Annotated in this window: 9 protein-coding genes; 7 read left to right on the top strand and 2 right to left on the bottom strand. The window is 65.5% G+C overall.

Annotation, left to right across the window (positions count from 1 at the left end; genetic code table 11):
- From AvAM_RS01095 to AvAM_RS01070, 6 genes are all read left to right on the top strand, one after another.
- Positions 1-671 (top strand): bifunctional diguanylate cyclase/phosphodiesterase (locus AvAM_RS01095; RefSeq protein WP_137745357.1); only part of this gene is annotated, 671 nt, incomplete at its 5' end.
- Positions 668-3181 carry an EAL domain-containing protein gene (locus AvAM_RS01090; protein WP_137745356.1) on the top strand — a complete coding sequence of 838 codons (2514 nt, stop codon included), beginning with the start codon at positions 668-670 and terminating at the stop codon, positions 3179-3181. The genes AvAM_RS01095 and AvAM_RS01090, both read left to right, overlap by 4 nt.
- Before the next feature lie 119 nt (positions 3182-3300).
- Entirely contained in the window at positions 3301-4512 is a 1212-nt protein-coding gene (locus tag AvAM_RS01085; RefSeq protein ID WP_137745355.1) for an FAD-dependent monooxygenase, read from the top strand.
- Positions 4513-4860: 348 nt separating this feature from the next.
- Positions 4861-6783 (top strand): PrkA family serine protein kinase, encoded by a 1923-nt coding sequence (locus AvAM_RS01080; protein WP_137745354.1) that lies wholly within the window; start codon positions 4861-4863, stop codon positions 6781-6783.
- 61 nt (positions 6784-6844) lie between these two features.
- Positions 6845-8110 (top strand): YeaH/YhbH family protein, encoded by a 1266-nt coding sequence (locus AvAM_RS01075; RefSeq protein WP_137745353.1) that lies wholly within the window; start codon positions 6845-6847, stop codon positions 8108-8110.
- On the top strand, positions 8107-9744 hold the full coding sequence (locus AvAM_RS01070) for a SpoVR family protein (RefSeq protein WP_137745352.1): 1638 nt from the start codon (positions 8107-8109) through the stop codon (positions 9742-9744). The genes AvAM_RS01075 and AvAM_RS01070 overlap by 4 nt, the downstream gene beginning before the upstream one ends.
- An 87-nt stretch (positions 9745-9831) precedes the next feature.
- Here the strand turns inward: AvAM_RS01070 and AvAM_RS01065 are convergent, their stop codons facing one another.
- Complete coding sequence (locus tag AvAM_RS01065) at positions 9832-10206, bottom strand: MerR family transcriptional regulator (protein ID WP_137745351.1); 375 nt, start codon at positions 10204-10206, stop codon at positions 9832-9834.
- A 93-nt stretch (positions 10207-10299) separates the two neighbouring features.
- Between AvAM_RS01065 and AvAM_RS01060 the strand changes: the two genes are divergently transcribed.
- A complete protein-coding gene (locus tag AvAM_RS01060) occupies positions 10300-10770 on the top strand; it encodes a hypothetical protein (protein ID WP_137745350.1) in 471 nt (156 codons plus the stop codon).
- Here the strand turns inward: AvAM_RS01060 and AvAM_RS01055 are convergent.
- Complete coding sequence (locus AvAM_RS01055) at positions 10735-12462, bottom strand: AraC family transcriptional regulator ligand-binding domain-containing protein (RefSeq protein WP_171012103.1); 1728 nt, start codon at positions 12460-12462, stop codon at positions 10735-10737. The two genes, AvAM_RS01060 and AvAM_RS01055, sit on opposite strands and share 36 nt — an antisense overlap.
- Positions 12463-13053 lie beyond the last annotated feature (591 nt).

The raw sequence follows: 13053 nt of genomic DNA, 5'->3' as shown, positions 1-13053 counted from the left end.
TGATCAGCCCCGGCGACTTCATCCCCCTGGCAGAACAGACCGGCCTCATCCTCCCCCTGGGCCAATACGTACTCCGAACCGCCTGCGAACAACTGCAGCGCTGGAGCCAGCACGACAATACCGCCCACCTGTCCATCTCGGTGAACGTCAGCGCGCGCCAGTTCCGGCAACCCGGCTTCGTGGCCGAAGTACTGCAAACCCTCAAGGCCCACAACGCCGACCCCCGCAAACTCAAACTCGAACTCACCGAAAGCCTGCTCTTGGGAGACATCGAAGACACCATCGCCCGCATGGTGCAGCTCAAAAGCGAAGGCGTGGGCTTTGCGCTCGATGACTTCGGCACCGGCTACTCCAGCCTGAGCTACCTCAAGCGTTTGCCACTGGACCAGGTGAAGATCGACCAGAGCTTCGTGCGGGACGTGCTGGCGGACCCGAACGACGCGGCGATTGTGCGGACCATCCTGGCGCTGGCCAAGAGCCTGGACCTGGAGGTGGTGGCAGAGGGGGTGGAGACGACGGGGCAGCTGGGCTTTCTGAGGCTGCATGGGTGTGAGGGGTTTCAGGGGTATCTGTTTGGGCGGCCGACACCCATGGACATTTTTTTGCGTGAACAGCAGCTGGGCTTCATGTCGCAACCCTTGGTGGCGGTGCCGGAAGGGCCCAAGCCATGACGAATGTGGGGGTCCTGTGGGTGGACATCGACACGCAGCACGCGGCGGCGGCGCGGCGGCTGATGGCCGAGCGCTACCCCGACTGGCGTGTAGTGAACAGCCCCACCCCCGAGACCGCTATGGCGCCGCTGGCTTCGCAGGCCTGGGACGCCGTGGTGATGTGCCTGCGCCCCTCGGACCAGGAGCTGCCCGGGCTGCTGGAGCTGTGCGCGGGCCGCCCGGTGCTGATGTGCATCGACGCCACCCAGGAGGCGCTGGCTGCGCGGGCTTTCCGCTGCGGGCTGGGCGACTATGTGCTGCGCGAACCCGACGATGTGTCGCACCTGAGCGAGCTGCTCAACCGCCTGGTGGCGCTGATGCAGAACGCCCGGGGCCAGGGCCAGCCCGTGCGCATGGTGGATGCCCGCATCTGGCAAGAGGCGCTGACCATGCTGCAGGAGCAGCGCACCGCCCTGCAGGCCACCCTGGCCAGCATGAGCCAGGGCATCTTCAAGACCGGCCCGGATGGGCGCATCACGGTCTACAACCAGCGGGTGCTGGAGCTGCTGAACCTGCCCGAATCGCTGATGGCCACACGCCCCACGCTGGCCGACCTGACCCGGGTACAGGCCGAACGCGGCGACTTTGGTCAGGGTTACAGCCTGGTGGACCGGCGCGGGCACGACTATGTGGCCCAGGGTGCCGTGGCGACCGCACCGGCGTTGTACTGGCGCACCACACGCGACGGCCGCACGTTCGAGGTGCGCACCACCACGCTGGCCGATGGCAGCCTGGTGCGCACCTTCGCCGATGTGAGCGACTACGTGCGGGTGGAAAACGAGCTGCGCGAGAGCGAGGCACGCTTCCGGTCGCTGAGCGACCTGTCGTCCGACTGGTACTGGGAACACGATGCCGAAGGCCGCTTTGTGCAGCTGGCGGGCGACCTGAGCGTGAACGGCATCCCGCTGTCGAGCGTGATGGGCCGCACGCGCTGGGAGATTGGTGCCCTCAACATGACCGAGGCCGACTGGGCCGCGCACCGCGCCGTGCTGGCGGCGCACCAGCCGTTTCGTGACCTGGAGCTGCAGCGCCAGCGGCTGGACGGCAGCATGCACTGGATATCGGTCAGTGGCGTGCCGGTGTTCGATGCCAACGGTGCCCTGCGCGGCTACCGGGGCGTGGGCCGCGACATTACCGAGCGCAAGCAGGTCGAGAGCCAGATCGAGCGCCTGGCGTTCTATGACTCCCTGACAGGCCTGCCCAACCGCCGCCTGCTGGTGGACCGGCTGCAGCACGCCACACTGGCCGTGGCGCGTTCGGACAGCCAGGGCGCCTTGCTGTTCATCGACCTGGACAACTTCAAGGACCTGAACGACACCCTGGGCCACGACACTGGCGACCAATTGCTGCTGCAGGTGGCGCAGCGCCTGAAGGCCTGCGTGCGCGAGTCCGACACGGTGGCCCGTTTTGGCGGGGACGAGTTTGTGGTGCTGGTGGAAGGCCTCAGCCCTGATGCCGACCATGCCAGTGCCGAGGCCGCGCTGGTGGCCAGCCACATTGCCACCACGCTGGGCAAGCCCTATGTGCTGGGAGAAGCCAGCCACCACAGCTCGCCCAGCATCGGCATTGCACTGTTTGGCCAGCAGACCCTGAGCGTGGACGAACTGCTCAAACACGCCGACCTGGCCATGTACCAGGCCAAGGCCGCAGGCCGCAACACCCAGCGCTTTTTCGACCCCGATATGCAGGCCGCCGTGAGCAACCGCTCGGCCCTGGAGGCCGACCTGCGCCGGGGCCTGCAGGAAAAGGAGCTGGTGCTGTACTACCAGCCTGTGGTGGACGGCAAGGGCCGCCTGCAGGGCGCCGAAGCCCTGGTGCGCTGGCGGCACCCGCGCCGGGGCATGGTGTCGCCCGCCGAATTCATCCCGCTGGCCGAACAGACCGGGCTCATCCTGCCGCTGGGCCAGTGGGTGATGGAGGCTGCCTGCGCCCAGCTGGTGGCCTGGTCGCGCAGCTCGCTCACGCGCCAGTTCTTCCTGTCGGTGAACGTGAGCGTGCGGCAGTTCCGCCAGCCTGATTTTGTGGAGCAGGTGCTGGGGGCACTGGACGCCACGGGCGCCAATCCTGAGCGCCTCAAGCTCGAACTGACCGAGAGCCTGCTGATGGCCGATGTCGAAGACATCATTGCGCGCATGGAGCACCTGCGCCGCTACGGCGTGGGGTTCTCGCTGGACGACTTTGGCACCGGCTACTCGTCGCTGAGCTACCTCAAGCGCCTGCCGCTCGATCAGCTCAAGATCGACCAGAGTTTTGTGCGCGACCTGCAGACCGACCCCAACGACGCCGCCATCGTGCGCACCATCCTGGCCCTGGCCGACAGCCTGGACCTGGCGGTGGTGGCCGAGGGAGTGGAGACCACGGGCCAGCTCGAATTTCTGCAGCGCTACGGCTGCAAGGCCTTCCAGGGCTACCTGTTTGGCCGCCCCATGCCCCCCGAGGTGCTGGAGCGTGCGTTGCGGCCTGCGTTATGACAAAAGCCGCCCCCTCTTGGGCGCGACAATCAGTGCATGACATTTGACCTTCACGCTTCCCACTTCGTGTGGTCGCTGCCCCCCAAAGGGGGCGCTTTTCATCTTGGGGCGGCCCGGCGATGAAAAAGCAGGTGTTGGTCGCCGGTGGCGGCATCGGCGGCTTGGCTGCTGCGTTGGGCGCCTCGCGCGCGGGTTGGGATGTGCGGCTGTACGAGCGTGCCGCCGCGTTCAGCGAAGTGGGCGCGGGCGTGCAGATCGGGCCCAACGTGGTGCGGCGCCTGCAGGCCTGGGGTCTGCAACAGGCGCTGCAGGCGGTGGCCGCCTTCCCCAGTCGCTTGCAGGTGCGCAATGCCGTGAGTGGCCGCGAGCTGGCAGTGCTGCCGCTGGGCCCCACGGCGGTGGAGCGCTACGGCGCGGCCTACGCCACCATCCACCGCGCCGACCTGCATAGCCTGCTGCTGGAGGGGGTCAGCCAGGGCACCAGCGCGCAACTGAATCTGGACCACGCCATCGACCGCTTCACCGACAACGGCGAAGTGGTCACCGTGCGCACCAGCCGGGGCAAGGAGGTGGAGGGCGACGCGCTGATCGGCGCCGACGGCCTGTGGAGCCGCACGCGCACCCAGCTGCTGGGCGCCATGCCACCACGCGTGACGGGCCACCTGGCCTACCGCGCGCTGGTACCGCAGCATGCGCTGCCCGAGGCACTGCGCACCACCCAGGTCACTGCCTGGCTGGGGCCGCGCCTGCATGCGGTGCAATACCCCGTGCGCCGGGGCGAGCTGCAGAACATCGTCGTCATCGTGCAGGGCCCCGCGCCGCAGGACCTGGAGAACTGGGACCATGCTGCCAACGCCGCAGGCCTGGACCATGCGCTGCAAGGCACCTGCACCGCATTGCAGGACACGGTGCGCGGTGTGAGCGATAACGCCCCCGCAGGCTGGCGCCTGTGGCCGCTGTGTGACCGCCCGCCCGTGGGCAGTGCCGACGAGATGGCGCGTGGCCTCGTGGGCCTGCTGGGCGATGCCGCCCACCCCATGCGCCCCTACCTGGCGCAGGGCGCGGGCATGGCCATCGAGGATGCGGCCGAGCTGCAGCGCGCGCTGGCCATGCACGACCTGGAGGTGCCGCTGCGCCTCACCCGCTACGCACTCAACCGCTGGCAGCGCAACGCCCGCGTGCAGGCCCGGTCCACGCGCAACGGCCGCATCTTCCACGCCACGGGGCCCGTGCGCTGGGGGCGCGATCTGTCGCTGCGCCTGCTGGGCGAGCGCGTGCTGGATGTGCCCTGGCTGTACCGGGGGGATGGCTCCAGCGCCAGCTCTTTGTGATCGGTGTGGGGCGCGGTATGGGGAGTATGGGGCGTATGGGGCCGTGATCTGGGCCCTGTCGTCACGACCCGATTGGGGGCGCGTTGGGGCCATTGCACGCCCCCTGTCGGTTGTCAGGATATTCCCTATCCGGGGCAACCCGCGCAGGCACGGCGCGGGGTGAACTTTGTGTATTGTGCAGCGCTCTACCGCTGTGTGTGCAAAGCACCGAAAAGGCAACAGATGTGACCACGAATTTGCTGTTCAAGCACAGGCCGTGGTGCTACAAAGAGCCAAGCCGGTAGCGATTCCCACTGCAACACCGTGGTACTTCCCGAGCCCGCCGGGGGTGCCGCCACAGGAGGTCGTATGGATGCCATCAGCAATTTCGCCGCGCGCTATGCCCGTAGCCGTGAAGAGGAAATGTCGATTGACGAGTACCTCGCCGAGTGCAAGCGCGATCCCATGGCCTTCGCCACCGCTGCCCAGCGCATGCTGGCTGCCATTGGCGAGCCCGAGACGGTGGACACGCGCAACGACCCGCGCCTCTCGCGCCTGTTTGCCAACAAGGTCATCAAACGCTATCCCGCCTTTGCCGAGTTCTATGGCATGGAAGACGCCATCGAGCAGGTGGTGAGTTTCTTCCGCCACGCGGCGCAGGGGCTGGAAGAGCGCAAGCAGATTCTTTACCTGCTGGGCCCCGTGGGCGGGGGCAAAAGCTCCATCGCAGAGCGCCTGAAATACCTCATGCAGAAGGTGCCGTTCTATGCCCTTAAGGGCTCGCCGGTCAATGAATCGCCGCTCGGCCTGTTCGATGCGATGGAAGACGGCCCGGTGCTCGAAGAGCAGTTCGGCATCCCCCGGCGCTACCTGCAGCGTGTGCTTTCGCCCTGGGCCGTGAAGCGGCTCGAAGAGTTTGGCGGCGACATTCGCCAGTTCCGTGTGGTCAAGCGCTATCCCAGCATCATGAAGCAGGTCGGCATTGCCAAGACCGAGCCGGGTGACGAGAACAACCAGGACATCTCCAGCCTGGTGGGCAAGGTGGACATCCGCAAGCTCGAAACCTATGCCCAGGACGACACCGATGCCTACAGCTACAGCGGCGGCCTGTGTCTGGCCAACCAGGGGCTGCTGGAGTTTGTGGAAATGTTCAAGGCGCCCATCAAGGTGCTGCACCCGCTGCTCACCGCCACACAGGAGGGCAACTACAAGGGCACCGAGGGGTTTGGTGCCATCCCGTTCGACGGTGTGGTACTGGCCCACAGCAACGAAAGCGAGTGGAAGGCGTTTCGCAACAACAAGAACAACGAGGCCTTTCTGGACCGCATCTACATCGTCAAGGTGCCGTACTGCCTGCGGGTGAGCGAAGAAACCCGCATCTACGAAAAGCTCATCCGCGAATCCTCGTTGGGCAACGCCGTGTGCGCGCCGGGCACGCTCAAGATGATGTCGCAGTTCGCCATCCTGACGCGCCTGAAAGAGCCCGAAAATTCCAGCATCTTCAGCAAGATGCAGGTGTACGACGGCGAGAGCCTGAAGGACACCGACCCGCGCGCCAAGAGCTACCAGGAGTACCGCGACTACGCCGGTGTGGACGAGGGCATGACGGGCATCTCCACCCGGTTTGCGTTCAAGATTCTGTCGAAGGTGTTCAACTTCGACAGCGCCGAAGTGGCGGCCAACCCGGTGCACCTGATGTATGTGCTGGAGCAGCAGATCGAGCGCGAGCAGTTCCCCGCCGAACTGGAGACCAAGTACACCGGCTACATCAAGGAGTTCCTGTCGCCGCGCTATGCCGAGTTCATCGGCAAGGAGATCCAGACCGCCTACCTGGAGAGCTACAGCGAGTACGGCCAGAACATCTTCGACCGCTACGTCACCTACGCCGACTACTGGATCCAGGACAACGAGTACCGCGACACCGACACCGGCGAGGTGTTCGACCGCGGCGCGCTCAATGCCGAGCTGGAAAAGATCGAGAAGCCTGCAGGCATTGCCAACCCCAAGGACTTCCGCAACGAGATCGTCAACTTCGTGCTGCGGGCGCGCGCCAACAACCAAGGCAAGAACCCCAGCTGGACCAGCTACGAAAAGCTGCGCCTGGTGATCGAGAAGAAGATGTTCTCCAACACCGAAGAGCTGCTGCCGGTGATCAGCTTCAACGCCAAGGCCAGCGCCGAAGAGGCGCGCAAGCACGAGGACTTTGTCACCCGCATGGTGAACAAGGGCTACACGCCCAAGCAGGTGCGCCTGCTGTGCGAGTGGTACCTGCGTGTGCGCAAAAGCAGCTAGTTGATTGATGGGTTGGCCCGCGTGCCGCTATGGGGCGCTGGTCCATGAAGGGGGCAAGTGGATGGCACTGCAAATCATCGACCGCAGGCTCGCAGGCAAGAACAAGTCCGTCGGCAACCGCGAGCGTTTTGTCCGCCGCTTCAAGGAGCAGATTGCGGACAGCGTGCGCCGTGCTGTCTCGCAGCGGGGCATACGCGACATCGAGCAGGCCGAGAACATCACCATTCCCAAGAAGGACATCGGCGAGCCGGTGTTCCACCACGGCCAGGGCGGGGTCCGCGACACGGTGCACCCCGGCAATGCAGAGCATGTGCGCGGCGACCGCATCGAGCGGCCCAAGGGGGGCAGCGGGCGCGGTTCGCAGGCCAGCGATGGGGGGGAGGGCGAGGACGACTTCACCTTCACGCTGACCAAGGAAGAGTTCATGCAGCTCTTTTTTGAAGACCTGGCGCTGCCGCACCTGCTGCGCACCCACATTGGCGAGAACCCGCTGTGGAAGTCGCGCCGCGCGGGCTACAGCCAGGACGGCATACCCAACAACCTCGCCGTGCTGCGCACCATGCGCGGCGCTTTGGGGCGGCGCATTGCGCTGGGCAAGTCCGCACACCGCGAACTGCTGGCGCTGCAGGAGGAACTGGATGCCCTGCTGGCGCAGGACGACGGCACCAGCGAAGCGGTGGCCGCGTTGCAGCGCCGCATCGATGCGCTGCAGGTGCGTATCGGCCGCATTCCTTATCTCGATCCCATCGACCTGCGCTTTCGCGCGCGCACCCAGGTGCCGGTGCCCAACAGCCAGGCGGTGATGTTCTGTCTGATGGATGTCTCGGGCTCCATGGACGAGGCGCGCAAGGACCTGGCCAAGCGCTTTTTCATCCTGCTGTACCTGTTCCTCACCCGGCACTACGAGAAGATCGACATCGTCTTCATCCGCCACCACACCCAGGCCGCCGAGGTGAGCGAGGAGCAGTTCTTCCACTCCACCGAAAGCGGGGGCACGGTCGTCAGCAGCGCGCTGGTGCTGCTCGACCAGATCATCCGCGCGCGTTATCCCAGTGGCGACTGGAACATCTACGTGGCCCAGGCCAGCGATGGCGACAACTTCACCAACGACAGCGGCAATTGCCGCAACCTGCTGGTGGACCGCATCCTGCCGCTGGTGCGCTACTTTGCCTATGTGCAGGTGGCCGAGGAGGAACAGAACCTGTGGGATGAATACAGCCAGCTGCTGCCGCAGTTCTCGCACTTCGCCATGCGCAAGGTGTCGCAGCCCAGCGAGATCTACCCTGTGTTTCGCGACCTCTTCAAGAAGGAAGGGGTGGCGTTATGAGCAACATGACCCAGTACCCCGTGCTGGAGCGCCGCATCCACGACAACCCCTGGAAGGCGGCCGCCGTGGGCGAGCGCCGCCACCATGCCGTGCCCGAGCAGCCCCTGCCCGCCGGGGCGCCGCCCGCCGAGCCGCTGCCCGACCCGAGCGACTGGACCTTTGACCTCATCGAGCGCTACCACGCGGCCATCGCCGCCACGGCTGAGCGCTTTGGCCTGGACACCTACCCCAACCAGCTGGAGATCATCACCGCCGAGCAGATGATGGACGCCTACTCCAGCGTGGGCATGCCGGTGAACTACCGGCACTGGAGCTACGGCAAGGAGTTTCTGGCCACCGAGCGGCGCTACCGGCGCGGGCACATGGGCCTGGCGTATGAGATCGTCATCAACTCCAACCCCTGCATCAGCTACTTGATGGAGGAGAACACCACCGCCATGCAGGCCCTGGTGATTGCCCATGCGGCCTATGGCCACAACAGCTTCTTCAAGGGCAACTACCTGTTTCGCATGTGGACCGATGCGTCCAGCATCATCGACTACCTGGTGTATGCCAAGGACTACGTGGCGCAGTGCGAGGAGCGCTACGGTTTTGACGAGGTGGAGCGCATCCTTGACTCCTGCCATGCGCTGGCCAACTTCGGGGTGGACCGCTACCGCCGCCCCTCCAAGAAAAACCTGGCGCGTGAGCGCCAGGAGCGTGCGCAGCGCGAGGCTTACGCCCAGCAGCAGGTCAACGAACTCTGGCGCACCCTGCCCACGCGGCCTGGCAAGGACGACGCCGTGCCCGAGCACAACCGCTTTCCGCAGGAGCCGCAGGAAAACATCCTGTACTTCATCGAAAAGAACGCGCCCCTGCTGGAGCCCTGGCAGCGCGAGATCGTGCGCATCGTGCGCAAGATCGCGCAGTATTTCTACCCCCAGCGCCAGACCCAGGTGATGAACGAAGGCTGGGCCACGTTCTGGCACTACACGTTGCTCAACACGCTGTATGACGAAGGCCACCTGAGCGATGGCGTGATGATCGAATGGCTGGGCTCGCACACCAATGTGGTCTACCAGCCGCCCGTGGGGCATCGCGCCTACAGCGGCATCAACCCCTATGCGCTGGGCTTTGCGATGTACCGCGACATCCAGCGCATCTGCCAGAACCCCACGGCCGAAGACCGGCACTGGTTCCCCGACATCGCAGGCACGCCCTGGCTGCCTGCGCTCGACCAGGCCATGCGCAACTTCAAGGACGAAAGCTTCATCGGCCAGTACCTCAGCCCGCACCTGATGCGCGAGATGCGCCTGTTTGCGCTGCACGACGATGCTAGCCAGGGCGATCTGGTGGTCAGCGAGATCCATGACGAGAACGGCTACCGCAAGCTGCGCCAGATGCTGTCGCAGCAGTACGACCTGGGCACGCGCGAGCCCAACATCCAGGTCTGGAACGTGAACCTGCGCGGCGACCGCAGCCTGACCCTGCGCCACACCCAGTACCAGAGCCGCCCGCTGGCCGATGACACCCAGGAGGTGCTCAAGCATGTGGCGCGCCTGTGGGGTTTTGGCGTGCAGATCGAGGGAGTGGACGCCTATGGCAACCACCCGGTGCTGCTGCACGTGGTGCCCGCGTCTGCGTCGGCTGCGTAGCGGGTGTGGGGTGAGTTTGCTATCTATTTGATAGCTTAAAGGGCATGGTGAACGCGCGGTAAGGCCTATTTTTTCTTCAAATTCTGTCTAGGCCAGGCTCGAGGAGGGCCCCCGGGTGTGCAGCGGGCAGTCGGTGGCCACGCGCTCTGCCAGTGTCTGGCGCAGCGCCTGCAGCGCGGCAATGCGCGCGTCGATCTCGCCGAGCTTGCTGGCCAGCACCTGGTTCAGCAGCGGGCCCGGTTCGGGGGCATCCCAGATGCTGGGCAGGCGGTCGCCAATCTCGGCCAGCGTAAAGCCCAGTTGCTGCGCCGTGCGGATGTACTGCACCAGCGTCACCACCTCGGGCGGGTAGTCGCGGTAGCCGTTGGCCAGGCGCCGCGCGCGGATCAGGCCCTGCTGTTCATAAAACCGCAGCGCCTCGCGGCTCAGGCCCGAGGCCGTGGCCAGTTCTCCGATCAACATGATCCTGCTCCCCCCACAAAGTGCTTGACCCTGAAGCGTACTTCAAGGTGGAAGCTCGGGACCTCATTGATTCATTCACAGAGGTTTCTTGTCATGCACATCCCCGCCTTCGCTTCCGACCGTTACCTGCGCATCGTGCGCGCCAGCGGCTGGTACGACCTGCTCGTCACCTGGCCGTTTGCCTTGCCCTGGACCTTTGCCTGGCTTTATGCCCAGCTGAACCTGCTGGCCCAGACGCTCGGACTGCCGGGCACGCTGCACCCGCTCGACAGCACCCACATGCTGCTGGCTAACTTGCTCGGATCGGTGGTGGTGGTGTGGTCGGTGGCGCGCATCGTGGCGCCTTCGCTGCTGCTCGGGCGGCTGGATGGTGTGGCGCGCTTTTTGTTTGCCGCGTGGCAGATCTACGCCGTGGCGCACGGGGCCAGTGCCATCGTGCTGGGCTTCACCGCTTTCGAGCTGGTGTTTGGTGTGCTGCAGTGGTGGCGCGTGCAAGGTGCGGGCTCGGCCGCCACCTGCCCTCCTGCATCAGAGGCGCTTCGTGCGCGAGCACAGGGGGCTTGAATTTGCACGCCTTGGTTCGTACAAGGCGGCGAGTCGCTGGGCTTCGGCAGTCACCGGCTGGCTGGCTGCGCGTTGGGTGTGGACCGCGCTGCGCGGCAGGCCCCAGGCCGAGAGCAGCAGGGCGCCTGCGGTGTGCCGGTCCAGCCCGAAGCGCTTGCGTTCCTGCTCCAGTACCTGGGCACGGGACCAGTTTTGCGCCTCGCGCAGCAGGCGGCCGTAGGGTGCGCCCACCATCCGGTGCATCAGCAGTGCGCCCAGCTCGTACCAGGCCACGTCCTGCCGCGTGCGCTGCTGCGCGTCGGCGCTCAATGCCGCGAACCAGTCCAGCCCTGGCAGACTTTCCAGCGCAGTGGAGCAGGCACGCCACAGAGGCGCCAGGGCTGCTACGGGCTGCCCTGGCCCGGCCTGCAGGTGCAGCCCCCCGATCAATTGGTCGAAACGTTCGGGACGGAGCTGCGTGGTCAGGCCACGGGCGTCGTCCAGCAGCCGACCACCATATTCGGCCCTGTTGGCCAGGCCCAGCAGATAGGCTTGTACCAGCGGCCCTGCGGGTTGCTGCAGCGCATTGAGGCTGGCCTCGTCCATGGCGCTGTGCGAGGGGGATGGCAGCATGCGCAGGAGCGCCACGGGATCGCTCCAGTCCTCGGCGATGGCCTGGGCCGCGAGCAGCAGACGGTCGCGGCGAGCCAGTGCAGGCGTGGTGTCAAACCACGTCGCAAATGCGCGTTCCAGCGAGAACCGGCTGGCATAGCCGAGACTGCGCACCACGGCCTCCACCGGGGCGCCTTCCAGAACCAGCAGCTGGAACGCCAGGCGGCGGCGGTGCGCGTTGTAGATGTCCGAAAAACGCATGCCCTCCACCCGCAACTGGCGGCGCAGTGCACTGCCGCTCAGGCCCAGCCGCAAAGCTGTGCTCTCAATGCCCATAGCGCCCTGGCCAGTGTGCGAAAAAAAGCAGCCGATCAGTTTCAGGCTGAGGGGGATGGGGGCGTCACTGTTGCGCAACAGGGCCACGAATCCAGCGCGCATCGCGTGCTTGATTCGGGGGTTTCCGCCTGGCAGTGTTTGATCAAGCAGGTGCGCCGGGTAGCGCAGGGTGCTGTAGGGTGCTCCCATCTGCACCGGGGCGCCGAACACGGCGTGCAGCGGCTCCCGGCATGGAGAGGGCGGCGCGATGGAGCTGGCTGATAGCGGCGTTGCGCGCTCTGCCAGGCTGAGGTCCAGAATGCGCTTGATCCAGGCCAAAGCCCCTTCTGCTAGCAACCGCGATGCCAGCCGTGTGGGAGCGTGGTAGGGCTGCAAACGCATCTCGAAACTGTCAGAGTCCGCATTGACGAAAAAGCCGAAGTAACCAAACGGCAGCATGAGCGGCTGGTTGGTTACCAGGTCGGCCAGCATCTCGCGCAGTTGAGAGCTGCTGCGCAGAAAGTACACCTGCCCGTAGCCCACGCTGGCGTCAAACTGAAGGGCCAGCCAGGCGCATATATGGGGTTCACCCGCGGCATGCAGCCGTTCGATGAGATCACAAAACGACGCATGGGCGAGTTGGCTGCGGTCGCTTGGATCGGCCCGCCGCAGGCCGGTCTCGCGCTCCAGTGCGCGCAGCAACTCGGGCCGGTTTGACAGGCGCTGGTACAGGGGCAGCAGCCAGCGCATTTCAAGCGCAACGCCAGCGAGATACGTCGAAGTCAAACCAAACTCTTTGTGTCCATCGGCCGACGAATATATCTGGTGGAGGGTGCCAGACGGGGCCCGTGGCGTGGGTGAGCACCCGATGTGGCTAGCTTGAGCGCTATTGTCATTTGCGCCTTGGCAGAGCGCCGGTAACCTCCGCTTCCCCTCGATGGGGGGTGCTGCGCCCCAAGGCGCAAAGGTCCCGCATGGGCGCTGCTCCCCAGGCAAAACGCAGAAGAGACCCAGTCTCCGCATGCCCGTACTTCTTCCAACAGGATTTCTCAACATATGCAGGCATACAAGCTTGTCCCACTGCTTTTGACCGTGGCTCTGACCGCCTGTGGTGGCGGGAAAGATGACCACCCCCAAGGCACTGACTCAGGCGTTGAATCGCCCCCTGGCACCAGCCCCGCACCGGGTCAGGGCAGCAATTCCGAGCCAGAGAACCCGTCAACGCCAACGCCAACGCCAACGCCAACGCCAACGCCTGTCCCCGGACCTACCCCCACACCGTCGCCCGATCCAACACCAACACCAACACCAACACCAACACCAACACCAACACCAACACCAGCACCAGCACCAGCACCAGCACCAGCACCAGCACCA

It is taken from the genome of Acidovorax sp. NB1, from assembly GCF_005405905.1.
Classification (GTDB): Bacteria; Pseudomonadota; Gammaproteobacteria; order Burkholderiales; family Burkholderiaceae_C; genus Acidovorax.
This window is presented reverse-complemented; position numbering and strand designations above follow the sequence as displayed.